The organism is Kocuria sp. CH-021, assembly GCF_049716185.1.
GTDB lineage: Bacteria > Actinomycetota > Actinomycetes > Actinomycetales > Micrococcaceae > Kocuria > Kocuria cellulosilytica.
The window spans coordinates 1-22,417 of the sequence record NZ_JBNAFK010000032.1; the positions used below are offsets into that span (position 1 = coordinate 1).

Consider the following 22,417-nt stretch of genomic DNA (forward strand, 5'->3'; position numbering starts at 1 on the left):
CCCAGCTCGCTCCGTCCCCGCCCCTGCCGCCGGCGGCGCCCGCGGCGCCCGCGCCGGGACCGGTCCTCGCCGACGCGCCACCGGCGGCACCGGCGCTGCCCGACGCGGCGCCCGCCGCACCGGCAGCAGCGGCGGTCGAGCCGGCCGCCCTCCCGGAGCTCGCGCCCCAGGAGGCCGTGGCCGCGAACCCGGGCCTCAACGTGGACACCCGCCTCACCGCGGCACCGCTGGAGCAGTCGGCCGGTGCCGGCCTGCTCACCGCGCTGCTCGCGGCCGCGGTGGCCCTTCCCGGTGCGCTCGCGTACCGGGCACGGCGGCTCGGGCGCAGCGGCGCCTGAGCGCGTGCCGTGCCGGCGGCGCCCGCGGGGCGGCGCCGGCACGGCACGCACCCCGCCCGGCCGCCGGCACCCCCGGCCCGGCCCGGCCCGCGACACCGACAGCGACAGCGACAGCACACGAGACGACAGGACAGAACAGGATGGCCACCAGCACCGCGGCGGCGCCGCCGCCTCCGGTCCCGGTGCGGGAGAAGGACCCGCGGGCCCGCCGGGCGGCAGTGGTGACGCTGTGCGCCGCCGTGCTGTGGGTGGCGCTGATGAACCAGTGGTTCCTCGCCCAGACCTTCCTGGGGCACGTGCCGGCCGCGGCGTCCCCGCTGCGCCTGAGCATCGACGCCGTCGGCTTCGACGCGGACGTGCTCCCCTACGACCCGACGGACGAGGACCTCTCGGACGGCTCGCTCGTGCCGCCGCAGACCTACAACGGCTACCGGCTCACCCCGTACGGAATGCCCGGCGAGGGGTCGGCGAACACCACGTACATCGCCGGGCACAGCTTCGAGAAGGTCGAGCTGCCCTTCAACAAGCTGAGCGACCCGGCGCTCGTCGGGAAGGAGCTCGAGGTCGAGACCGTGGACGGGACCCTCGACTACGTCGTGGACTCGGTGACCACCTACGAGAAGGACACGCTGAAGGACAGCGAGATCTGGCGGGTCGTCCCCAACCGCATCGTCCTGATCAGCTGCTACACCCAGGACGCGGTCGGCAAGAACGTCGTCGTCACCGCGTCGCCGGCACCGTGAGGCGTGGACGCCGCTGCCCGCGCCGTGCGGCGGCGGGGCTCAGCGCAGCCCCACCGGCCGCTCCAGGGCGAGGCCCAGGAGCTCGTCGATGAGCTCGGCGTAGTCGAGCCCCGAGGCGGCCCACATCCGCGGGTACATCGAGATCGGCGTGAACCCGGGCATCGTGTTGATCTCGTTGATGACCACACGGCCGTCCGGGGTGTAGAAGAAGTCGGCGCGGCACAGGCCCTCCCCGTCCAGCGCCTCGAAGGCGGTGACGGCGCGGCGGCGGATCGTCTCGATCGCCTCCTCCGGCAGATCCGCCGGGCAGCTGAGCCGCGCGGAGGCCTGCGAGACGTACTTGGCCTCGAAGTCGTAGAACGCGTGCTCGTCGACGATCTCGATCTCGCCCGGCATGGAGGTCCGGGCGGCCGCGTTGCCGCGGCCCTCGAGCACGGCGCACTCGATCTCCCGCCCCACGATCCCCGCCTCGACCACCAGCTTGCGGTCGTGCTCGCGGGCGGCGGCGATCGCCGCGTCGAGCTCCTCGGCACGGTCCACCTTGGTGATGCCGAAGGAGGACCCGGCGCGGGCCGGCTTGACGAACACGGGGAAGCCCAGCTGCGCGATGCGCTCGCGCACGCCGTCGGGGTCCACGGCCCACTGCCGGTCGGTCACCACCGTGTAGGGGCCCACCTCCAGGCCCGCCGCCTCGAAGGCGAGCTTCATGAAGTGCTTGTCCATCCCCACCGCGGAGGCCGTGACCCCGCAGCCCACGTAGCGCAGGTCGGCGAGCTCGAGCAGGCCCTGCAGGGTGCCGTCCTCGCCGAAGGGCCCGTGCAGCAGGGGCAGGACCACGTCGATGTGCCGGTCCCGGCTCACGGTCTGCCCGCCGGGACCGTCCTGACGGACGATGAGCTCGCTCTCCCCGACCTTCAGCGGCAGGCTCACGAGCTCGTCGCCCACGGGCAGCTCGGCGATCGGGTCCGCATCGAGCAGGGCCTCGAGCTGCTCCTGCGGGCAGAGGAACCACTCCCCGGAGGTGGCGATGCCGACGGTCACCACGTCCCACTTCTCGCGGTCGATGGCGCGCAGGACGCCGCGGGCCGTGATGAGGGAGATGGAGTGCTCGCTGGAGCGCCCGCCGAACAGCACGGCGACGCAGGGGCGGGGGGTCATGGGGCGGTCCCTTCGGATTTGATCTCTCGGCCCAGCAGCAGCTGAGCTACGTCGTCGATGGTGATCTCCTCGCGGAGGATGGCCACGACGGCGTCGGTGATGGGCATGTCGACGCCGTGGCGGCGGGCGAGGGCGAGCACGGCGGGGGCGGACTTGATGCCCTCGGCGGTCTGGGTCATCTCCTCCTGCACCTCCTCGGGCGTCAGGCCCAGGCCGAGGAGCCGCCCCGCGGTGCGGTTGCGGGACAGCGGCGAGGAGCAGGTGGCCACGAGGTCCCCCAGGCCGGCGAGCCCGGAGAGGGTCTCCAGCCGTCCGCCCAGGGCCAGCGCGAGCCGGGTGGTCTCGGCCAGCCCGCGGGTGATGATGGAGGCCTTGGAGTTCTCCCCGAAGTGGCGGCCGTCGGCGATGCCCACGCCGAGGGCGATGACGTTCTTCACGACGCCGCCGATCTCGGTGCCCACCACGTCCGTGTTCGTGTAGGGGCGGAAGTAGCGGGTCCGGCAGGCGTGCGCCACCCAGCTGGCCAGCTCCGTGGTGGGGGCCGCCACGACGGAGGCCGTGGGCTGCTCCTCCGCGATCTCCATGGCCAGGTTGGGCCCGGAGAGCACGCACGTGCGCGCCCGCCAGTGCTCGGCGCCCAGGCCGGTGGCCCGGCCCAGCTCCTCGGCGACCACCTCGCTCATCCGCAGGCCCGTGTCCCGCTCGAGCCCCTTGGCCAGGGACAGCACCACGGCGTCCGGCTCGAGGTGCCCGGCCGCGGCGGCCAGCTGGGCCCGCAGGGACTGGGCGGGCACCGCGAGCACCACGAGGTCCGCCCCGCGCACGGCCGCGGGGAGGTCGGCGGTGATCTCCAGGCGCCCGGGCAGCCGGATGCCGGGGACGTAGCGGTCGTTGACGCGGGTGCGCGCGGCGTGGCCCATCGCGGCGGCGCTGCGCCCCCACAGCACCACGGTCCGCCCGGGCGGCTCGTGGCGGTCGTGCGCGGCCTCCCGGGCGCTGTCGGCGAGGATCTTGGCGAAGGTCGTGCCCCACGACCCGGCGCCGAGGACGGCGATCCGCCGCGGCCCGGCGGCGGGCAGTCCGCGGGGGCGCGGCGTGGCAGGGTCGGGCTGCGTCACAGGCGGCCTCCCCGGCGGCGGTCCCAGAGCGCGGCCGGTGCGTCCGTCCCCCGCAGCTGGGCGAGCTCCCGGGTGACGGCGCGCATGACGGCGTCGGTGGCCTCCTCGAGCCGTGCCGCGTGGCGGCCCACCGGCTGGGTCAGCTCGGGGACGTCGTCCCGCCACGGCGTGAGGTCCACGGGCGGCCCGATCCGCACGCGCACGTCCTTCCGGGGGAAGATGCTGATCCTGCGCCGGCCGGTGGAGCGGTCGAGGTCGAGGACCTCCTGGTCCCCCCAGTGCGCCACCGGGACCACGGGGGCCCCGGTGGCGAGGGCGAGCCGTGCTGCGCCCGTGTGCCCGGTCATCGGCCAGCGGCCGGGGTCGCGGGTGAGGGTCCCCTCGGGGTAGATCACCACGGCGCCGCCGGAGGCCAGCTCGGCGCGGGCGGCCGTGAGCGCCGCGGCGGCGTCGGCCGTGCCCCGCAGCACGGGGACCTGGCCCGTGGCCCGGAGCACCGCCCCGACCACGGGGGCGCGGAACAGCGACTCCTTCGCCAGGAAGCGGGGCATGATCCCGTTGTCGTAGAGCGTGATGGCGACCGTCAGGGGGTCGAGCTCGGTGAGGTGGTTGGGCACCACGATAAACCCGCCCTCGGCGGGCAGGTGCTCCTCCCCCGTCCAGCTCAGCCGGGCCACCAGCCCGTAGGCCGGTTTCACGACGCCCGCGAGCACGCGGAACAGGCTGCGCTTCGAGGTGCGGCTCATCGGCGGGCCCGGCTCACTCGCCGTCGAGCTCGAAGGACGCCCCGAGCCCCGCCAGCTTGTGCGTGAAGTGCTCGTAGCCGCGCTCGATGAGCTCCACGCCCGTGACGTGGGAGGTGCCCTCGGCGGCCATCGCGGCGATGAGGTGCGAGAAGCCGCCGCGCAGGTCGGGGATGTTGATCTCCGAGGCCTGCAGCGGGGTGGCCCCGGAGATCACGGCCGAGTGCACGAAGTTGCGCTGCCCGAAGCGGCAGGGCACGGAGCCCAGGCACTCGCGGTGCAGCTGGATCGTGGCCCCCATCCGGTTGAGGGCGGCGGTGAAGCCGAAGCGGTTCTCGTACACGGTCTCGTGCACGATGGACACGCCCGAGGCCTGGGTCAGGGCGACCACCAGCGGCTGCTGCCAGTCGGTCATGAACCCGGGGTGCACGTCGGTCTCCACGATGAGCGGGTTGAGGTCCCCGCCGGGGTGGTAGAAGCGGATGCCGTCCTCCGTGATGTCGAGGCCGCCGCCGATCTTGCGGAAGGTGTTGAGGAAGGTCATCATGTCGGACTGCCGGGCGCCGGCCACGAAGATGTCGCCGCCGGTGGCGAGCGCCGCGGAGCCCCAGGACGCCGCCTCGATCCGGTCGGGCATGGCCCGGTGCCGGTAGCCGGTGAGCTCGGGGACGCCCTCGATGCGGATCACCCGGTCGGTCTGGACCGTGATGATCGCGCCCATCTTCTGCAGGATCGCGATGAGGTCCATGATCTCGGGCTCGGTGGCCGCGCCGCGGAGCTCGGTGTGGCCGTCGGCCCGGGTGGCGGTGAGCAGGACCTGCTCGGTCGCGCCGACCGAGGGATAGGGCAGCTCGACCTTGGCGCCGTGCAGCCCGTGCGGCGCGCTCATCCGGATCCCGGACTCCAGCTTCTCGACCCGGGCGCCGAAGTGGCGCAGCACGTCGAGGTGGTAGTTGATGGGCCGGTCGCCGATCTTGCACCCGCCGAGGTCGGGGATGAACGCCTCACCGATGGCGTGCAGCAGGGGCCCGCACAGCAGGATCGGGATCCGGGAGTCCCCGGCGTGGGCGTCGATGTCCGCGTGCCGCGCCGTGGTGACGTTGCACGGGTCCAGGGACAGCCGGCCGTCCTCGCGCGCCACGTCGACCCCGTGCAGCGCCAGCAGGTTGGTGACGACCTGGACGTCCTTGATCTCGGGCACGTTCGCCAGGACGGACGGCGTGGAGCCCAGGAGGGCGGCCACCATGGCCTTGGGGACGAGGTTCTTGGCACCTCGCACGGTGACCTGCCCGGACAGGGGGACGCCGCCCGTGATGTGCAGTGCGCTGCTCATGACCTTCCGATCTGCTGTTGCCGGGCCACCCCCGAGCGGGAGCGGCACCCGTACAGTGTAGGTTCCCCGGCGCGGGCCCTCGCACCAGGGCCGCCGTCGTGCGTGTCCGGGACAGCACGACGGCCCGGCGGGGCCCGGTGGGCTCCGCCGGGCCGTGCCGGGCGTGGCGCGCTCAGGTGCGGGCGGGCAGCGTGGTCGGCTTGAACGCGGGGCGCCCGGCCTCGAACGCGACGATGTCGTCCTCGCGCTGGAGGGTCAGGCCGATGTCGTCCAGGCCCTCCATGAGGCGCCAGCGCGTGTAGTCGTCGATGGAGAACGGGACGGTGACCGTGTCGCAGGTCACGGTCCGGGACTCGAGGTCGACCTCGATCTCGGTGCCGGGGTGCTCCTCGATCAGCTTCCACAGCAGCTCGACGTCGGCCTGGTCCACCTGCGCGGCCAGCAGGCCCTGCTTGCCCGAGTTGCCGCGGAAGATGTCCGCGAACCGGGAGGAGATCACGGCCTGGAAGCCGTAGTCGCGCAGGGCCCACACCGCGTGCTCGCGCGAGGAGCCGGTGCCGAAGTCGGGCCCGGCCACCAGCACGGAGCCGTGGCGGTAGGGCTCCCGGTTGAGCACGAAGTCCTCGTTCTTCCGCCAGGCGGCGAACAGGGCGTCCTCGAACCCGGTCTTGGTGATCCGCTTGAGGTAGACGGCCGGGATGATCTGGTCGGTGTCCACGTTGGACTGGCGCAGCGGGACGCCGACTCCCCGGTGGGTGGTGAACTTCTCCATGGCAGGGCCTTCCTGGGTTCGGGCGGCGGTCAGGCCGCGGCGGCGACGTCGCCGGGGGCGTCGAGGTCGGACGGGGAGGACAGCGTGCCGCGCACCGCGGTGGCCGCGGCCACCACGGGCGAGACGAGGTGGGTGCGCCCGCCCTTGCCCTGCCGGCCCTCGAAGTTGCGGTTCGACGTCGAGGCGCACCGCTCGCCGGGGGCGAGCTGGTCCGGGTTCATGCCCAGGCACATCGAGCAGCCCGCGAAGCGCCAGTCGGCGCCGAACTCCATGAACACCCGGTCCAGGCCCTCGGCCTCCGCCTGCAGCCGCACCTTGGCGGAGCCGGGCACCACCATCATCCGGACGTTCTCGGCCTTGGTGCGGCCCTTGACGATCTCCGCCGCGGCCCGCAGGTCCTCGATCCGGGAGTTGGTGCAGGAGCCCAGGAAGACGGTGTCCACCGGAATCTCCTTCATCGGGGTGCCGGCGGCCAGGCCCATGTACTCCAGGGCCCGGCGGGCGTTGGCCTTGTCGTTCTCGTCCCCGATGTCCTCGGGATCGGGCACCGACTGGGACAGGGGGACGCCCTGGCCGGGGTTGGTGCCCCAGGTGACGAACGGCTCCAGCTCGTCCGCGTCCAGGAACACCTCGGCGTCGTAGACGGCGTCCTCGTCGGTGCGCAGGGTCCGCCAGTACTCGACCGCCGCGTCCCACTCGGCGCCCTCCGGGGCGTGGGGGCGGCCCTTGACGTAGTCGAAGGTCGTCTCGTCCGGGGCGATCATGCCGGCCCGGGCCCCCGCCTCGATCGACATGTTGCAGATGGTCATCCGGGCCTCCATGGACAGCGCCCGGATGGCCGAGCCCCGGTACTCCAGGACGTAGCCCTGTCCGCCGCCGGTGCCGATCTTCGCGATCACGGCCAGGATGATGTCCTTGGCGGAGACGCCCGGGCGCAGCGTGCCCTCGACGTTGACGGCCATGGTCCGGAACGGGGCCAGGGGCAGCGTCTGGGTGGCCATGACGTGCTCGACCTCGGAGGTGCCGATGCCGAAGGCGAGCGCGCCGAACGCGCCGTGGGTGGAGGTGTGGGAGTCGCCGCAGACCACGGTCATGCCGGGCTGCGTGAGGCCCAGCTGGGGGCCCACCACGTGCACGATGCCCTGCTCGGCGTCCCCGAGCGGGTGCAGGCGCACCCCGAACTCGGCGCAGTTGGCGCGCAGCGTCTCGATCTGCTTGCGGGAGGTGTCGTCGGCGATGCGGGAGAAGATGTCCTGCGTGGGCGTGTTGTGGTCCTCCGTGGCGATCGTCAGATCGGGGCGGCGCAGCGGGCGTCCCGCCAGCCGCAGCCCCTCGAAGGCCTGCGGCGAGGTGACCTCGTGCAGCAGGTGGAGGTCGATGTAGAGCAGGTCCGGCCGGCCGTCCTCGCCCTTGCGCACGAGGTGGTCCGCCCAGACCTTCTCGGCGAGGGTGCGACCGCCCGGGGCCCCGGAGGGCGTGGCGGAGACCGTGGTGGGGGTCGAGGACTGGTAGTCCGGCATGGCGGATCCTTCCGTGCTGCCTGTGCAACGTGTTTCCTCCATGGTCGGCGCCCGCGCGGCGGTGGGCCAGCCCTGCGGCTTGCTTCTCACATTCTGAGACGGCAGTATCAGTGCATGGACACATCTGGACACATGGACCCGTCCGGCGCCCCGCTCGGCACGCCGCTCGGCGGGCACGGCACCGGCGAGGCGCTGGCGCTGGCCGCGACCACCGCGCCCAGCGGGGTGGGGGTGGTCGACAAGGCCGCGATGATCCTCGACGCGCTCGAGGCGGGGCCGGCGACCCTCGCGCAGCTGGTGAGCGCCACGGGGCTCGCCCGCCCCACCGTGCACCGGCTGGCCGTGGCGCTGGCCCACCACCGGTTCGTGGGCCGGGACGTCCAGGGCCGGTTCGTGCTCGGCTCCCGGCTCGTGGAGCTGGCCTCCGCGGCCGGCGAGGACCGCCTGATCGCCGCCGCCGGCCCCGTCCTGGTGAACCTGCGGGACGCCACCGGGGAGTCCGCCCAGATCTTCCGCCGGCAGGGCGACTGGCGCGTGTGCGTGGCCTCGGCCGAACGGCCCATCGGGCTGCGGGACACGATCCCCGTGGGCACGCAGCTGTCCATGAAGGCCGGTTCCGCCGCGCAGGTGCTCGTCGCGTGGGAGGACCACGACCGGCTGCTCGAGGGCCTGCGGCACGCGCGGTTCTCCGCGACCGTGCTGGCCGGGGTGCGCCGCCGGGGCTGGGCCCAGTCGCTGGGCGAGCGGGAGCCGGGCATCGCCTCCGTCTCGGCGCCGGTGCGCGGGCCCTCGGGCCGGGTGATCGCCGCGGTCTCGATCTCGGGGCCGATCGAACGGCTCACCCGCCAGCCGGGGCGGCTGCACGCCGAGGTCGTGGTGCAGGCCGCGCGCCGGCTCACGGAGGCCGTCCGGGCCACCGCCCCGTAGCCGGCCCCGCCGCCCGCGCGGCGGGGCGGTCCCCTGCCGTGCTCAGCGGCGCTGGATCCCCCGGCACAGGACCTGCACAGCGCAGGAGCTCAGCGGCGCAGGACGGCGAGGGCCTGCCGGAAGGCGGCGAAGGCGTCGAGCTCCGCCCGCACGGGATCCACGACGGTGCGGCGGCCGGCCTCGGCCACCGACGCGCGCAGCCGGCGCCGCACCGAGCGCTCCCGCATCCGGGCGCCGAAGCCCGCGAGGATCCGGCCGGTCAGGGCCGTGAAGATCCCGAGCACCACCCCGGCGAGGACGAGCAGCGTGGGGACGGGCAGCGGAAAGCCCTCGACGGAGGGGGGCGGCGGGACCGGGATCTGGAACCACTCCAGCAGGAACAGCCCCAGCAGCCAGACCAGGCCCGCCACCACCGCGAGCATCGCGAGCCACTGGATAACGTCGAAGACGATCCACCACCAGGAGTTCCGCCCGGCCCGGAAGTCGGTGCGGGCGACGGCCTGGTCGATCGCGTCCGGGAGCTTCTGCTCGTGGGTGCGGGCGGCCTGGCGGACCGACCGGGTCCACGGCTCCGCGGCCCCGTCCGCGGCGTCGTGGGCGAAGGTGCGCACGGCGGAGTCGGCCGCCGCCCGCTGGGCGGCGCCCATGGGGGGCAGGGACGTGCGGTTGACCTCCGGGTTCACGGTCCCGCCCCGGTCGAGGTTCAGCCGCCGCATCGGGTCCTTGCGGAACCTCAGCAGCCACCGGGTGGCGATCCACCCGGTGTGCCCGGCGGCGTGCAGGGCGTAGGACCTCCCGGCGGCCCGGGCGATGCCGGGCACGTTGGCGGCCTGCGCCAGGCCGTCCGTGAGCCGCTCCTGCGCCGGCTCGGTGATCCCGGCCGGCTCCCCCTCCCCGGAGGCCTCGGCGAGCCGCGCGGCGGCGTCGTCGACGTCGGCGTCGAGCCGGGCGCCGGCGGCGGCCTTGGAGTCGGCCACCGCACGGATCCGGGCGCGCAGGGCCCCGACGCCCTCTCCCGTCACCGCGGAGACGGCCACCGGCTTGGACAGGCCCGTGGTGGGCAGCCCGTCCTGGGCCACGAGCTCCTCGAGGGAGGCCATCACGGCCGGGACCTCCGCCGCCGGCAGCCGGTCCACCTGGTTCATCACCACCATGGTCACGGCCCCGTGGCGGGCCAGCGGCGCGATGAAGTCCTGGTGGATGACCGCGTCGGCGTACTTCTGCGGGTCCACGACCCACACCACGACGTCCACCATCCCGACCAGGCGCTGCACGATGGTGCGGTGGTGCAGGCTCACGGAGTCGAAGTCCGGCAGGTCGAGGAGGATCAGCCCGCCGGGCCCCTCCGCGGCGGACCCGCCCGTGAACCGCTCCTTGACCCGGGTCCACCGGCCGGTGTCCCCGTGCGCCGCGGGCAGGGGCGTGTCGACGTGGTGGCGCTGGGAGACGTCGAGCCAGTCCAGCAGGGCCTCGCTGCCCTGCTCCCCCCAGACGGCGGCCAGCGGCTCCGCGGTGGTGGGGCGGCGGGCCGCGGCCCGGGCGATGTCCCGTCCCACGACGGCGTTGAACAGGGTGGACTTCCCGGACCCGGTCGCCCCGAAGAAGCCCACCACGGTGTGGTCGGCGGACAGGGAGCGCCGCTCGGCGGCACGGTCCAGGACGGTGCGGGACGCCGCCACGGCCTCCTCGTCGAGCCGTCCGGAGGCCAGGTCCGTGGCGCGCGCGAGCGCCGTGAGCCGCTCGGAGAGGGTGGGGGCCGCCTGCCGGGCGGGGCTCACCGGCCCTCCCCCAGCGACCGTCCCGCGCTGCGGATGCGCTCGGCCGCGGCGGCCAGCTCGTCGGCCTCCGGGTGCCCGTCCAGGACGTCGAGGCGCCGCAGGAACACGGACGCCTGCTCGTCCATCAGCGTGGAGATCCGGGACTCGAGGTTCTTGCGGGCGTCCTCGGCCATCCGCCGCACGGCGTCCTCCCCGAAGACCGCCTCGAGCAGCTTGGTGCCGACCACGCCGGAGCCGCCGGCGATCCCGACCTCCAGCCCGGTGAGCCCGCCGGTCATGGAGAACACGCCGATCATCAGGATCACGGTCAGGGCGTTGACGCCCAGGGACATCGCCCGCGCCTTGGTCCGCTTGTCCGCACCCTCGCGCTGGATCAGCGCCATGAGGTCGCCCTGCCACGCGCGCACCTGCTCGGCGGTCCGCTCGCGGAAGTCCGGCGGCAGCGAGCCGAGGTCGGACCCGCCGAGGAGCACCCGGCCGGCGGGCTCGTCCTGCCAGCGGCGCTCCGCGGTCTCCGAGGCGCGCGCGGCCTCCTCCACGATCACGGTCTGCAGCCCGGTCTCGATGGCCTCCTCGACCTCGACCTCGGGCGCCGGCCTCCCGCTGAAGAAGGCCGTGATCCGGTCCCGCATCCGCCCGATCCCGGCCTCGAGGCCACGGAAGAACTCCCCGGTGCCCACGAAGTCCTGCCACCGGGCGAGCACCTCCCCCCGCAGCAGGGTCCCGTCGCGGGTCGACTCCACGACGGCGGCCAGCGCCTCGTCGAAGGCGCGGTCCACGTCGTTGCGCAGCTGCGCCGCCACGCGCTGCTGGGAGAGCACCGCGGTCCCGGCCGCACCGGTGCGCTCCGCGATGGAGCGCACCGCGCCGCCGAGGGTCCGGCGGGCGATCTCCGAGCGGGAGGCCGCGCTGCGCCCCAGCTCGGCGAGGAAGTCCGCGACGGGGGCGACGACGTGCGGCGGGAGCATGCCGGTCTCGTTGAGGGGCGACTCCGGGACCGTGAAGACGGGGGCGTTCCCGAGGCCCTGCTCCGCCAGCATCCTGCGGAGGTCCTCCTCGATCTCGGCCTCGAGGCCGTGCGGGACCCGATCGAGGACCACGGCCACCGTGATGTCCCGCTGGGCGGCCTCGACGAGCAGCCGCCACGGCACCGCGTCGGCGTAGCGGTTCGCGGTGGTCACGAACAGCCACAGGTCGGCGGCCGCGAGCAGCTGCCCCGCGAGCCGGCGGTTCTCGTCGGAGATCGAGTCGACGTCGGGGGCGTCGAGCAGGGCGACCCCCTCGGGGATGCGCGGCTCGGCCAGCAGCACGAGCGCCTGTCCGTCCGCGGTGCCGGGCAGCGCGGACGGGGAGGCGGTGTCCGCGGCGGTCGAGCCCGCGGGGGTGACCTTCTGCGCGTGGATCCGGCTCAGGTGCGGGAGCACCCGCTGGGTCGAGAACGCCTCGGCGTCGCGCGGGTGGTGGATCAGGATGGGCTGCCGGGTGGTGGGACGGATGGCCCCGGAGCGGGTCACGGGGTGGCCCACGAGCGCGTTGACCAGGGTCGACTTGCCGGCGCCCGTGGAGCCGCCGACCACCGCGAGCAGCGGCGCGTCGAGGGAGCGCACCCGGGGCAGGACGTAGTCGTCGAGCTGGGCGACGGCGCGGTCGATGTCCTCGCGCCGGTGCAGCACGTCCGTCGTGGACAGCGGGAGGTCGGACGCCGCGAGCAGCGCCCGGGCCTCCTCGAGGGCGCTCAGGATCTCGGTCTGGTCGGTCACAGGGCCATTGTGCCAGTCAGCCTGCTGTGCACCTACGGGGCGCCGGGCGCCGCCGCTCACGGCATGCGGACGGCGATCTTGCCCCGGACGTGGCCCTCCTGGCTGAGCCGGTAGGCCTCCACGGCCTCGGCCAGGGGCACGCTGCGGGCGAGCTCGATCCGGAGCACGCCCCGGTCCACCAGCCGGCCCAGCTCGGTGAGGTCCTCGGCGGAGGGGCGCACCCACATCCACGTCCCGCCGTGGGCCTCGACGGCGTCGTCGGCCACGGAGGCGTGCCGCCCGCCGTCCTTGAGCACGGCGAGCGTCTGCTCGACGACCCCGCCCACGAGGTCGACCACCACGTCCACGCCCTCGGGCGCCAGCTCCCGGACCCGCTCGGGCAGCCCGTCCCCGTAGGCCACGGGCTCCGCGCCGAGACCGCGCAGGTAGTCGTGGTTGGCCTCCGACGCCGTGCCGATCACCCGGGCGCCCCGGGCCACGGCGAGCTGCACGGCGCAGCCCCCCACGCCGCCGGAAGCGTTGTGGACGAGCACGGTCTCCGCCTCGGCGACGTCGAGGCGGCCGAGGACCTGGTAGGCCGTGAGCCCGGCCAGCGGAAGGGACGCCGCCCGGTCCCAGTCCACGGAGGCGGGCTTCGGCGCCAGCAGGCGGGAGGGCAGGGCGACGTACTCGGCCATCGTCCCGCCGTGCACCCAGTCCGTGCGGGCGTAGGAGACCACCTCGTCACCGGGGGCCCACTCCGGCACGTCGATGCCGACCCGCTCCACGACCCCGGACACGTCCCATCCGGGCACCACAGGGAACTGGACCTCCATGAGCGGATCGAGACCACCGGACATGATCTTCCAGTCCACGGGGTTGATCGCGGCGCTGCGCACCTTCACGAGCACCCAGCCCGGAGGCACCTTGGGCTCGGGGAGGTCGGTGAGCTCGAGGACTTCGGAGCCGCCGTATCGGGCGTACGTCAATGCCTTCATGTCCGGCGCAACCAGGAGCGGCGGAGGATTGTTCCCCGCGCCGGCTCAGCGGCGGGAGTCCCGCCCGTGGTCCTCGGCGTAGGCGGCGAAGACCTCCTCGGGAGACTCCCCCGTGCCGAGGAAGTCCTCCCGCAGCTTCTGCCCGAGCTGCTCCAGGGCCAGGCCCAGGCGGCGTGCGCTCGTGCGCACCCGCGGTGCGGAGCACGCGGCGGCGCGGTCGCGCAGCTCGAGCGCGTAGGACAGGTGCCGGGCCAGGGAGAGGTCCGGGTCCTCCTCCTGGAAGTAGTACGTCTCCCCGTGCTGGGTGAAGTCGATCCGGGCCTTGGCCACCTCCGCGGCCAGTCCGTCGAGCACCCGGGTCGCCGTCACCGGGTCCTCCTCCGCGAGGACGTCCGCGTAGCCCACCTCGGCGAGGGACTTCAGCTCGAGCGCCAGGGACCGCCGGCGGGACAGGGGCGGGTAGATCTGGGTGAACCACGTCAGGGCCGCGGTGAGCAGGGCGAAGCCGGCCAGCGCCTCCAGCGGGGAGGCCAGCCGGATCCACGGGTCGGTGGCCACGACGTCCCCGAAGCCCAGCGTCGCCAGCGTCACCAGGGAGATGTAGAGCGCCTCCAGGAAGTCGGGGTAGTCGGCCGCGTCCACGCCGGGCGAGTACGTGAAGCCGCCGGGCACGTGCGGCAGGTAGACCAGGGCCCAGCCGATCCCCTGCAGGAGCACCCACACGAGCACCACCGTGATCATCGACCCCGGGCCCACGGCGGAGCCGAAGCGGTGCCCGGTGCGGCGGGAGATCCACCAGACGCCCGCCTGCACCCTCCCGCCGATGGCTCCCGTGCCGCTCGGGTGCAGCAGGCTGTGGTAGATGTCCCACAGCCCGACCATGACGATCGCGATCCCCGTCACCGTCAGCAGCACGTCCACGTCCTCGCTCCGTTCCCGTTGGCTCGTTCCCCTGTCCGGCGACCCTACCCGGTGGCCCGTGCCCGGAACCGCTCTTGCTCCGGACACCATCAGCAGGGTTACCGTAGGAGTCGGACACCGTCCCCGGTCCGGGGCGACAGCGGAAGGAGCCACGTGGACATCAATCTGCTGCTGGCGCTGTTCGCCGGTGCCCTCCTCGTGTTCGCGTCGTTCTCGACCGTGCTGCAGCGGGCCAGCCTGCCCGGTCCCCTGCTGTGCCTGGCCTTCGGGGCCCTGATCGGCCCGCACGCCCTGGGCCTGCTGCGGATGGAGGACTTCGGGGTCCCCGAGGGCACGCTGCTCGAGCAGGCCGCGCGGATCACCCTGGCCGTGGGGCTGGCCGGGGTCGCCCTGCGCCTGCCGCACGGCTACTGGCGGGAGAACGCCCGGTGGATCGTGGTGATCATCGGGGCGGGCATGGCCCTGATGCTCGTGGTCGCCACCGGCGTGCTGTGGTGGGGGCTGGGCGTCCCGTTCCTGATCGCGCTGCTGATCGGGGCGATCATCACCCCGACCGACCCGGTGGTCACCACTCCGATCGTCACCGGGTCGATGGCCGAGGAGAAGGTCACCGAGCGGGTCCGGCACAACCTCTCGGCCGAGAGCGGGATCAACGACGGGCTGGGCTACCTCTTCGTCATGCTGCCCGTGCTGCTGCTGACGGCACCGGACCGGGCCTGGCACGAGCTGCTCACGAAGGTGCTGCTGTGGGAGGTCCTCGCCGGCGCCGTCATCGGCGCGGTGGCCGGGTACCTGCTGGGGAGGCTCTTCGTCCTCGTGCGAAAGCACGGGCTGATGGAGGAGAGCTCCTACCTGGCGTTCATCGTCCCGCTGGCCCTGCTGCTGCTGGGGACCGGCAAGCTGCTGGGCACCGACGCGATCCTGGTGGTCTTCATCGGGGTGGCCGTGTTCGGCCAGGTCATCCCGCAGCGGGAGGAGGCCCAGGAGGACAAGGTGCACGACGCCGTGGCACGGCTGTTCCTGCTGCCCGTGTTCCTGCTGCTGGGCATCGCCCTGCCCTTCGGCGAGTGGGCCGCCCTCGGCTGGATCGCCCCCGTGGTCGTGGCCGCCGCCGTGCTGGTGCGCCGCCTGGTGACCCTGTGGGCGCTGCGGCCGCTGCTGAAGGACGTCCACGACCGCTCCGAGACCGCGTTCCTGAGCTGGTTCGCCCCCGTGGGCGTCTCGGCGCTGTTCTACGCCACCCTGGCCGAGCGCCACACCGGCCACCACGAGATCTTCGTCTACACCACCCTGGCCATCACCGCCTCCGTGGTCGTCCACGGGCTCACCTCGGCGCCGCTGAGCGCCTGGCTGCAGCGCCGCGAACCGGAGCTCAAGGAGAAGAAGGAGGAGGCCTCCGCATGACCCCGTCCCGCACCGTCCCCGGCCCAGGAGGTGGTCGTGATGTGGTTTGACTCCTGGGCCGCCGTCCTGCGCATCCTCCTCGTGGGCGCCGCCTCCTACACGACGCTCGTGGTGATCCTGCGGCTGTCCGGCAAGCGCACCCTCGGGCAGCTCAACGTCTTCGACTTCGTGGTCACGGTCGCCCTCGGCTCGACCCTCGCCACGATCTTCCTCAGCACGGACGTCTCCTGGAGCGAGGGGATCACCGCCCTCGCGCTGCTCGCCGCCCTGCAGCTGCTGGTGGCCTGGATCTCCGCGCGCTGGCCGCGCATGCGCGGCGTCTTCACCGCCGAGCCGGCGCTGCTGCTGGCCGGGGGAAGGATCCGGCACGAGGCGCTCCACCGCAACCGGCTGACCGAGTCCGAGCTGCGCCAGGCCGTCCGCATGCAGGGCACCGGGGACCTCTCCCAGGTGGAGGCGGTCGTGCTCGAGACCAACGGCACGTTCAGCGTGATCACGTCGAGCAAGTACGGGGACGGATCCGCGCTCGAGGACATCCGGGGGATCGAGGACCTGGAGCACGGCGACCGCGCGGACTGACCGGGGCGCTCGATCCGGGCAGTGACGGCCCGCGCCGCCACGCCCGGCGGGACCACCGGGGACGTGGCGCGGACCGGCGCGGCGGGGAGGCGCGTGCCGGTGCGCCGCTCTCCCCCGACGCCGCGGGCCGCGCGGCCTACTCGCCGAAGACGGCCTCGGTCACGTGCGTGGGCTTCTCGTACTGCCGGTCCGGGAGGCCGCGCAGGGCCTCGAGGACGGAGTCGTCCGCGCCGGAGTCCTGGGCCCTCCGCACGATCTCGTCCTTGCCGACCGGGTAGTCCAGGCCGCTGAGGTGCTTCTGCAGCTCGATGGGGTTGGGCTTCTCGGACATGGGAGCTCCTTGTCGTCGCCTGGTCTCGTCCCGCCGTACGCAGCGGGACCCGAACGCCTCCAGTCTGTCAGCCTGCTTGCCGTTCGTCAGCCCCCTGCGGGGCCCGTGCGCCGGGACCGCCGCCGGGCGGTCACGGACCGGAACGGCCCTCCTGCTCGAGCAGCCGCAGCCGCTCCCGGTACTCGTCCTCGGTGAGCTCGCCGGCCGCATGGCGCTCCAGCAGGCCGTCGCGGGCCCGGCGCAGGCCGAGCCGGGTGCGCGCCCTGCGGCCCCAGCGGGTGTTCTGCCCGTAGCGGCGCACGATCCACCGGACGCCCCGCGCCGCGGTCCAGGCCGCGGCGGCGAGCAGCAGGGCCCAGGACATCACCTCCCAGCCCTGGAAGGGCGTCAGTCCCAGTCCGACCACGGTCCCCACCCGTCCCTCCGACGTCGTCCGTCGTGCCTGCCCCGGTGTCCTGCTCGGGGCCGCCCGGTGGCGGAAGCGTAGCAGTCGGCTCCGACGCCGGGCCGGACCCGTTCCGGCCCGCCCGGCGCCCGCTCCCCCGGCGGGTCAGCGCGCGAGCCCGCTGACCCCCTCCACGATCGCCCGGTGCACGCGCGGGTCGCTCAGCGGCAGGAAGTGCCCGCGCGTTCCCAGCTGGACGTTGCGCGCGCCCTCGAGCCGGCTGCCCCCCGGGATGTGGGGGTCGAACAGGCCGTAGACGGAGACGATCCGATGGTTGATTTCCCGGCGGGTGGTCAGCGCCGTGAGCTCCGGTGAGTGCGGCAGGAACACCCGGATGGCCGGGAGGGGCAGCAGACGGGCGAGCTTCGAGCCGGAGAAGGGGGTGTTGACGGCCACGAGGCCCTGGATGACGGTGCGGGCGTTGTGGTGGGCGAGCAGGTGCTTGCCGATCAGCCCGCCCTTGCTGTGCGCCACCAGCACGCACCGTTCGAGTCCCTCCCGCCGGATGTGCTCGTCGACCAGCGCCGCCATCTCCTCGATGGTCCCGGTGTTGAACCGCAGGTCCTCGACCACGTGGACGTCGTGCCCGTGCTCCCGCAGGACCCCGGCGACCGGGAGCATGAAGGTCCACGACTCGTAGATGCCGGGGATGAGCACGACGGGCGGCCTGCCGGGCGCTCCCGGACCCCGGTAGTGGGCGGGGTCCCAGCGGCCGAGGAGACCGGCGGCCTGCCGGCGGAGCGCGTAGACGTAGTCCAGGGCCCAGGCCGCGAGATCGGCGCCCGCGCCGCCCGGCCGGCGCGGGCTCACGACGGGCTCCCGGGACGGGCTCCGGGCCGGCAGGCGGCGAGGAAGGGGGCGCAGGCGGCGGCGAGCTCGCGCGGGCCGGTGTGCTGGACGTTGTGCGGGGCACCGGGGATCTCCACGAGACGGGCGTCGGGAGCGGCCCGGGCCAGCCGGCGGGCCCAGTCCCGCCGGGCGATGGGGTCGCGGGCCCCGCGCACGACCAGGCCGGGCGGCGTGCAGGCCCGGATGTCCTGCTCGATCCGGTCGCGGAGCATGTGCCGGGCGGTGCGCAGGTAGCGCAGCGGGCCCATCCGCAGGTACTCGCGGAGGACCACGGCGTTGGTCCGCGGCGGTTCGCGCAGGCTGTCCCGCAGCAGCCGCCACGCCTGCCGGAGCAGGGTCCGGGCGGAGTCGTCCACGGTCGGACCCACCAGCACGTAGCCGGCGCACAGACCGGGATGGTCCTTGACGGTGTCCACGACGATCTGGCACCCCATGGAGTGGCCGACGACGACGGGGGCCTGCAGCCCGAGCTCCCCGACCGCTCCCGCGACCACGCGGCCGAGCTCGGGCACCGTGAGGGGCCGGTCCGGGCGCGGCGCCGCCCCGTAGCCCGGCAGGTCGAAGGCGTAGACGTCGTGCGTGGCCGCGAGCACGTCCGCCAGGCGCAGGAAGTACGCCCCCGACATCCCGATGCCGTGCACGAGGACCACCGGGGGCAGTCCCCGGTGGAAGGTCCCCCGCACGACCACGGTGCAGGCGCCGACGTCGAGACGCCGCCGCTCGAGGGCGGGGTGCCGCCGGGCCCTCACCGGTGGGTCGCCTCGAGCGCCGCCCGCACGACGTCGCGCGGGTCCTGCCGGGCGGCGAAGGCCGCGCGCTGCCGCCGCGCCCCGGAGCCGTCGCGCAGGATGCCGGCCACCACCGCCTCCACCTGCCCGGCCTCGCCCCACTGCGCGAGCACGGGGCGCACGAGGTCGAGCAGCTGCGCCACGACCTCCGCGGCGGGCGCGGGCGCGCCGGAGCCCGGGCTGATCAGCGCACCCTCGACCCCGGCGGCGCCGGCCTGCCAGGACCACGCGCGCAGCTGCCCCACGCCGATGCGAGGGGCCGCGGCACCGGCCTGCCACTGCCGGGCCGCCGTCTCGACCAGGGCGCGGACCAGGGCCGCCAGCACCGCGGCGTGCTCGGCCTCGAGGCACACGTCCGCGACCCGGATCTCCACGGTGGGATAGCGGGCGGAGAGCCGGGCGTCGAAGTAGAGCATGCCGCGGTCCAGGGCCACTCCGGAGCGCAGCAGGGCCTCGCACCGGCGGTCGTACTCCTGGGCGGTGCCCAGCAGCTCGTCCGGCCCGGCCGTGGGCCAGCGGGTCCACGTCTGGTACCGGTAGCTGGCGAAGCCGGTGTCCTGGCCGTACCAGAAGGGCGAGTTCGCGCTGAGCGCCAGGAGCACCGGGAGCCAGCCACGGATCCGGTCCAGCACGGCCACGCCCTCGTCCGGGCCGGCGACCCCCACGTGGACGTGCAGTCCGCAGGTCAGCTGCTCGGCCGCGACCAGGCCGAAGCGCTCGCGCAGCCAGGCGTAGCGGGGTTGGGGCACGAGGTGCGGCCGAGCCGGGAACACCGGCGAGGCCAGGGCCACGACCCGGGCGCCGGCGCGGCGCGCGGCGGCGTCCAGCAGCGCCCTGCCCCGGCGGACGGCCGCGAGCTGGTCCGCGAGACCGGTCACCGGCGGGCACGCGACCTCGATCTGCTCCTGCTGGAGCTCGGTGCAGATCCGGTGCCCGGACGGGGCCGGGGACCCGCCGTGGTCGCGGACCACCCCGGGGCTCACCGCCGCGGGCTCGAGGGTCCGGGCGTCCACGAGGAGCAGCTCCTCCTCGACGCCGAAGGTGCGGGTGGGTCCGGTGGGCCCTGCGGGGGACGGGTGCGGGGAAACGGTGATCACCACCATCCGGGACGGGCTGGAGCGGTGCGGACGGGCACGGTGGGAGGCCCGCCGTCGTCGCCGGGAAGGTCCGGCTCACTTCGGAGCGTAGCACCGGGGACCGGGCGGGCGGCCCGGTGCTGCCGCGGCCGCGAGGGGTCGCACCGCTCCGACGGCCGCGGGCGCCTCCGCCGGCGGACCGGACGGGACCGCGCGCCCGGCGCTGCCGACCGCCGCGCTTGCCACCGGAACGACAGATGGCTTACGGTTTGTCGGCACCCAAGAGCACAGCGTGCTTACTGTCCACCGGACGGTTCGGCGGACCGCCGCGCCGTGAAGGAGCCCACTCCGTGCAGCGCAAGATCTCCGTCCTCGTCGAGGTGGACCTCGACGGCCGGTACGTCCGGGTCAATGTGGCCGGCGCCCTGACCCGGGCGAACCAGCAGGCGCTCCACCCCGTCCTCCGGCGGGCGCGCACCGCCCTGCCCGCGGCGCGGGTCGGCGTGGACCTCACCTGCGTGCACGAGCTCGAGCCCGCCACGGTGGACCTGCTCCGGGGGACCGTCGAGCACGACGCCGAGCTCGGCGAGGCGGTCGAGATCCTCGTGCCCGAGGTGGAGCCCCCCGAACCGGCCACGGCCGCCCTGGACGCCCGGCGCCGGATGCGGGCCAAGGTGCTGCACCGCCGCTGCGCCGGGCTCCCCGTGCCGCCGACCGGCCCGGCCGCCGCCGCCTCCTGAGCCTCCCGGCGCAACGTTGCCGCGACCACCGGCGCGGATGCGAAGATTGGCGGCAGTGCACACGACATCCTTGAGAGCGGCCCACCGTGGGACCGGGGATGAGGAGCAGGACGGCGGGACCCATGAACGACCACCCCACGAGAGACCGGGCCGCGGAGGCCACCGGCGGGCTCGACCCCCGCCGATCGGCCGGGCGCCTGGTCGCCGTGGACGCCGCACGGGGTCTGGCTCTCGTCGGGCTGACGGCCGTTCACTTCCTGCCCCAGTCCTATCCGGACAACGACCGCCCGACGCTGTCCTGGCTGCTGTTCGCCGGGGACTCCGCGGCGCTGTTCGCCCTCCTCGCCGGCGTCAGCCTCGCCTTCTCCACCGGCGGGCGCCGGCCCCGCAGGGGCCGGGACCTCACCGCCGCCCGTGCCGGGATCGCGGTGCGCGCGCTGCTGATCATGGTGGTCGGCCTGACGGTGGACTACCTGATGCCGGCGGACCCGCCGGCCGTCAACATCCTCGTCCACTACGGGCTCTTCTTCCTGCTCGCGCTGCCCTTCCTCGGCCTGCGGCCGCGGACCCTGCTGCTGTGCGCGGGCGGCTTCCTGCTCGCGGGCCCCTTCCTGATCCACTGGCTGGGCGACCTGGTGCCCGAGCACAGCTCCGCGAACCCGACCTTCGCGCACCTGGTCACCGAACCGGCCGCGCTGTTCTGGCAGCTGACGCTGACGGGCACCTACCCGGCGGTGACCTATCTGTCGTACCTGCTGGCCGGGCTGGCCTTCGGCCGGCTCAACCTCAAGGGCCTGCGCGTCCAGGCCCGCCTGCTGGCCGTGGGGCTCGGCCTCGCGGCCCTCGCCAAGCTCGTCTCCTGGGTGCTCCTCTACGGCATGGACGGCTACAACGTCCTGCTCTACAGCATCGTCTCCCTGACCCGGGCGGACCTGGACCACATCATCGTGTTCGGCGGCGACGGACCGCTGCCGACCTCCTCCCTGTGGTGGCAGGTGCTCTCCGCCCCGCACGCCAACACGCCCCTCTCGGTGGCCTGGAGCCTGGGGGTCAGCACGGCCGTGCTCGGCGCCCTCCTGCTCGCCGGGCGCGAGTTCGGCAAGTGGCTGCTGCCGCTCACGGCCATGGGGACGATGACCCTGACCCTGTACACGGGCCAGCTGGTCCTGCTCTCCACCGAGGTCCACTACAGCAGCCCCCTGCTCTGGTTCGTGGCCTGCCTCGTCGTCTCCGCCCTCGTGGCGCTCGCCTGGCGGCACGCGTTCGGGAGGGGCCCGCTGGAGCGGGTCGTGTCCGCGGCCGCGCACGCGACCACCCGTGCCGTCGCCGACCGCGGGACCTCCCGCGGCCCGGACCTCCCCCGGAAACCCCTCGGGTAGCGCGCACCGCGGCCGGCCGCGCCCGTGCCGGCCCCCGGAACACGGCCCCGGCCGGGCACGGACCGTGCGGGATCCGCTAGCGTGACAGCAGCGCCGCCAGGCGCCGGCGGTCGGAGCGTCCGCCCGCCGTGGACCTCAGGAGGAACTATGCCGAAACCCGTCGTCAGCAAGGCCAGCACCGTCTGGACCGGCGATCTCTTCAACGGCTCGGGCACCACCCAGCTGAGCGGCTCGGGCCTGGGCCCCTTCGACGTGGACTGGGACACGCGCGCGGAGAGCGGCGCCGGGCCCCGGACGAGCCCCGAGGAGCTCCTGGCCTCCGCGCACGCCACCTGCTTCGCCATGGCGTTCTCCAACATGCTCGCCCAGAACGACACCCCGCCCACCCGCCTGGACTCCTCGGCCGAGGTCACCTTCGTGGCGGGCGAGGGCATCAAGGGGGTCAAGCTGATCGTCGAGGCACAGGTGGAGAACCTCTCGCAGGAGGACTTCGCCCGGATCGCCGAGGAGGCCAAGGCCGGCTGCCCGGTCTCGCAGGCCCTGGCCGTCGACATCACGCTGGACGCCTCGCTGGCCTGATCCTGTCCCGCCGGCCCGGGACAGGACCCGGGCCGGCGGGGCGCCCCGGGCCGCGGGGGGGGCCCCCCCCCACCAGGGGCGCGGCGGCGGGGCGGGGGGGCCCGCGCGGGCGCGCCGCGCGGGTGCCCCCCCCCGCGGCCCGGGCCGGGCCCGCCCCCC

At 74.5% G+C, this 22,417-nt stretch carries 23 protein-coding genes; 8 read left to right on the top strand and 15 right to left on the bottom strand.

Annotated elements, in window-relative coordinates; translation table 11 throughout:
- Both ACPYN7_RS17220 and ACPYN7_RS17225 read left to right on the top strand, forming a co-directional pair.
- Positions 1-338, top strand: a 338-nt coding sequence (locus ACPYN7_RS17220; RefSeq protein WP_424348475.1) for a hypothetical protein, incomplete at its 5' end; no start/stop codon positions are given.
- 140 nt (positions 339-478) lie between these two features.
- Positions 479-1,081 (top strand): class F sortase, encoded by a 603-nt coding sequence (locus ACPYN7_RS17225; protein ID WP_058874643.1) that lies wholly within the window; start codon positions 479-481, stop codon positions 1,079-1,081.
- A gap of 39 nt (positions 1,082-1,120) precedes the next feature.
- On the opposite strand, the gene ACPYN7_RS17230 is transcribed toward ACPYN7_RS17225, so the two are convergent.
- The 6 genes from ACPYN7_RS17230 to leuC form a co-directional block, all read right to left on the bottom strand.
- Positions 1,121-2,239, bottom strand: a complete 1,119-nt coding sequence (locus ACPYN7_RS17230) for a D-alanine--D-alanine ligase family protein (protein WP_058874644.1) — start codon at positions 2,237-2,239, stop codon at positions 1,121-1,123.
- Positions 2,236-3,357: an NAD(P)H-dependent glycerol-3-phosphate dehydrogenase gene (locus ACPYN7_RS17235; protein WP_058874645.1), complete on the bottom strand. Its 1,122-nt coding sequence runs from the start codon at positions 3,355-3,357 to the stop codon at positions 2,236-2,238. The genes ACPYN7_RS17230 and ACPYN7_RS17235 overlap by 4 nt, the downstream gene beginning before the upstream one ends.
- On the bottom strand, positions 3,354-4,103 hold the full coding sequence (locus tag ACPYN7_RS17240) for a lysophospholipid acyltransferase family protein (RefSeq protein WP_058874646.1): 750 nt from the start codon (positions 4,101-4,103) through the stop codon (positions 3,354-3,356). The genes ACPYN7_RS17235 and ACPYN7_RS17240 overlap by 4 nt, the downstream gene beginning before the upstream one ends.
- A 13-nt stretch (positions 4,104-4,116) precedes the next feature.
- Positions 4,117-5,433, bottom strand: coding sequence for a UDP-N-acetylglucosamine 1-carboxyvinyltransferase (gene murA, locus ACPYN7_RS17245; RefSeq protein ID WP_058874647.1), 1,317 nt, complete (start codon positions 5,431-5,433; stop codon positions 4,117-4,119).
- A gap of 172 nt (positions 5,434-5,605) precedes the next feature.
- Positions 5,606-6,205 (bottom strand): 3-isopropylmalate dehydratase small subunit, encoded by a 600-nt coding sequence (leuD, locus tag ACPYN7_RS17250; protein ID WP_058874648.1) that lies wholly within the window; start codon positions 6,203-6,205, stop codon positions 5,606-5,608.
- A gap of 29 nt (positions 6,206-6,234) precedes the next feature.
- Positions 6,235-7,725: a 3-isopropylmalate dehydratase large subunit gene (gene leuC, locus ACPYN7_RS17255; protein ID WP_424348476.1), complete on the bottom strand. Its 1,491-nt coding sequence runs from the start codon at positions 7,723-7,725 to the stop codon at positions 6,235-6,237.
- Positions 7,726-7,839: 114 nt separating this feature from the next.
- On the opposite strand from leuC, the gene ACPYN7_RS17260 reads away from it, so the two are divergent.
- On the top strand, positions 7,840-8,652 hold the full coding sequence (locus tag ACPYN7_RS17260) for an IclR family transcriptional regulator (RefSeq protein WP_269433316.1): 813 nt from the start codon (positions 7,840-7,842) through the stop codon (positions 8,650-8,652).
- Positions 8,653-8,741: 89 nt separating this feature from the next.
- On the opposite strand, the gene ACPYN7_RS17265 is transcribed toward ACPYN7_RS17260, so the two are convergent.
- The 4 genes from ACPYN7_RS17265 to ACPYN7_RS17280 are packed head-to-tail and all read right to left on the bottom strand — an operon-like array spanning position 8,742 to position 14,088.
- Positions 8,742-10,430: a GTPase gene (locus ACPYN7_RS17265; RefSeq protein ID WP_424348477.1), complete on the bottom strand. Its 1,689-nt coding sequence runs from the start codon at positions 10,428-10,430 to the stop codon at positions 8,742-8,744.
- On the bottom strand, positions 10,427-12,190 hold the full coding sequence (locus ACPYN7_RS17270; protein ID WP_424348478.1) for a dynamin family protein: 1,764 nt from the start codon (positions 12,188-12,190) through the stop codon (positions 10,427-10,429). The genes ACPYN7_RS17265 and ACPYN7_RS17270 overlap by 4 nt, the downstream gene beginning before the upstream one ends.
- A 56-nt stretch (positions 12,191-12,246) precedes the next feature.
- Complete coding sequence (locus tag ACPYN7_RS17275) at positions 12,247-13,167, bottom strand: NADP-dependent oxidoreductase (protein ID WP_058874651.1); 921 nt, start codon at positions 13,165-13,167, stop codon at positions 12,247-12,249.
- 45 nt (positions 13,168-13,212) lie between these two features.
- On the bottom strand, positions 13,213-14,088 hold the full coding sequence (locus ACPYN7_RS17280; RefSeq protein WP_058874652.1) for a potassium channel family protein: 876 nt from the start codon (positions 14,086-14,088) through the stop codon (positions 13,213-13,215).
- 153 nt (positions 14,089-14,241) lie between these two features.
- Here ACPYN7_RS17280 and ACPYN7_RS17285 point away from each other — a divergent pair, with 153 nt between their 5' ends.
- Positions 14,242-15,492, top strand: coding sequence for a cation:proton antiporter (locus ACPYN7_RS17285; RefSeq protein ID WP_058874653.1), 1,251 nt, complete (start codon positions 14,242-14,244; stop codon positions 15,490-15,492).
- A gap of 39 nt (positions 15,493-15,531) precedes the next feature.
- Positions 15,532-16,071: a DUF421 domain-containing protein gene (locus ACPYN7_RS17290; protein WP_058874654.1), complete on the top strand. Its 540-nt coding sequence runs from the start codon at positions 15,532-15,534 to the stop codon at positions 16,069-16,071.
- A 136-nt stretch (positions 16,072-16,207) separates the two neighbouring features.
- On the opposite strand, the gene ACPYN7_RS17295 is transcribed toward ACPYN7_RS17290, so the two are convergent.
- From ACPYN7_RS17295 to ACPYN7_RS17315, 5 genes are all read right to left on the bottom strand, one after another.
- Positions 16,208-16,402, bottom strand: coding sequence for a DUF2795 domain-containing protein (locus tag ACPYN7_RS17295; RefSeq protein WP_058874655.1), 195 nt, complete (start codon positions 16,400-16,402; stop codon positions 16,208-16,210).
- A gap of 130 nt (positions 16,403-16,532) precedes the next feature.
- On the bottom strand, positions 16,533-16,817 hold the full coding sequence (locus tag ACPYN7_RS17300) for a hypothetical protein (RefSeq protein WP_058874656.1): 285 nt from the start codon (positions 16,815-16,817) through the stop codon (positions 16,533-16,535).
- 135 nt (positions 16,818-16,952) lie between these two features.
- Positions 16,953-17,657 carry an esterase/lipase family protein gene (locus ACPYN7_RS17305; protein ID WP_058874657.1) on the bottom strand — a complete coding sequence of 235 codons (705 nt, stop codon included), beginning with the start codon at positions 17,655-17,657 and terminating at the stop codon, positions 16,953-16,955.
- Positions 17,654-18,445 carry an alpha/beta fold hydrolase gene (locus ACPYN7_RS17310; RefSeq protein ID WP_058874658.1) on the bottom strand — a complete coding sequence of 264 codons (792 nt, stop codon included), beginning with the start codon at positions 18,443-18,445 and terminating at the stop codon, positions 17,654-17,656. The genes ACPYN7_RS17305 and ACPYN7_RS17310 overlap by 4 nt, the downstream gene beginning before the upstream one ends.
- A complete protein-coding gene (locus tag ACPYN7_RS17315) occupies positions 18,442-19,581 on the bottom strand; it encodes a glutamate--cysteine ligase (protein ID WP_231738408.1) in 1,140 nt (379 codons plus the stop codon). Before ACPYN7_RS17315 ends, ACPYN7_RS17310 begins: the two co-directional genes overlap by 4 nt.
- 329 nt (positions 19,582-19,910) lie before the next feature.
- Here ACPYN7_RS17315 and ACPYN7_RS17320 point away from each other — a divergent pair, with 329 nt between their 5' ends.
- The 3 genes from ACPYN7_RS17320 (at position 19,911) to ACPYN7_RS17330 (ending at position 22,258) form a co-directional block, all read left to right on the top strand.
- Entirely contained in the window at positions 19,911-20,300 is a 390-nt protein-coding gene (locus ACPYN7_RS17320; RefSeq protein ID WP_058874660.1) for a hypothetical protein, read from the top strand.
- Positions 20,301-20,422: 122 nt separating this feature from the next.
- Positions 20,423-21,679: a heparan-alpha-glucosaminide N-acetyltransferase domain-containing protein gene (locus ACPYN7_RS17325; RefSeq protein WP_058874661.1), complete on the top strand. Its 1,257-nt coding sequence runs from the start codon at positions 20,423-20,425 to the stop codon at positions 21,677-21,679.
- 147 nt (positions 21,680-21,826) lie between these two features.
- The gene (locus ACPYN7_RS17330) at positions 21,827-22,258 is read left to right on the top strand and encodes an OsmC family peroxiredoxin (RefSeq protein WP_058874662.1); all 432 of its coding nucleotides are present in this window, start codon (positions 21,827-21,829) and stop codon (positions 22,256-22,258) included.
- The last annotated feature ends 159 nt before the right edge of the window (positions 22,259-22,417 follow it).

Coding starts and splice junctions, on each gene's coding strand:
- murA (WP_058874647.1), bottom strand. CDS start 5,433: ATGAGCAGCGCACTGCACATCACGGGCGGCGTCCCCCTGTCCGGGCAG.
- ACPYN7_RS17225 (WP_058874643.1), top strand. CDS start 479: ATGGCCACCAGCACCGCGGCGGCGCCGCCGCCTCCGGTCCCGGTGCGG.
- ACPYN7_RS17330 (WP_058874662.1), top strand. CDS start 21,827: ATGCCGAAACCCGTCGTCAGCAAGGCCAGCACCGTCTGGACCGGCGAT.
- leuC (WP_424348476.1), bottom strand. CDS start 7,725: ATGCCGGACTACCAGTCCTCGACCCCCACCACGGTCTCCGCCACGCCC.
- ACPYN7_RS17230 (WP_058874644.1), bottom strand. CDS start 2,239: ATGACCCCCCGCCCCTGCGTCGCCGTGCTGTTCGGCGGGCGCTCCAGC.
- ACPYN7_RS17275 (WP_058874651.1), bottom strand. CDS start 13,167: ATGAAGGCATTGACGTACGCCCGATACGGCGGCTCCGAAGTCCTCGAG.
- leuD (WP_058874648.1), bottom strand. CDS start 6,205: ATGGAGAAGTTCACCACCCACCGGGGAGTCGGCGTCCCGCTGCGCCAG.
- ACPYN7_RS17290 (WP_058874654.1), top strand. CDS start 15,532: ATGTGGTTTGACTCCTGGGCCGCCGTCCTGCGCATCCTCCTCGTGGGC.
- ACPYN7_RS17240 (WP_058874646.1), bottom strand. CDS start 4,103: ATGAGCCGCACCTCGAAGCGCAGCCTGTTCCGCGTGCTCGCGGGCGTC.
- ACPYN7_RS17325 (WP_058874661.1), top strand. CDS start 20,423: ATGAACGACCACCCCACGAGAGACCGGGCCGCGGAGGCCACCGGCGGG.
- ACPYN7_RS17260 (WP_269433316.1), top strand. CDS start 7,840: ATGGACACATCTGGACACATGGACCCGTCCGGCGCCCCGCTCGGCACG.
- ACPYN7_RS17295 (WP_058874655.1), bottom strand. CDS start 16,402: ATGTCCGAGAAGCCCAACCCCATCGAGCTGCAGAAGCACCTCAGCGGC.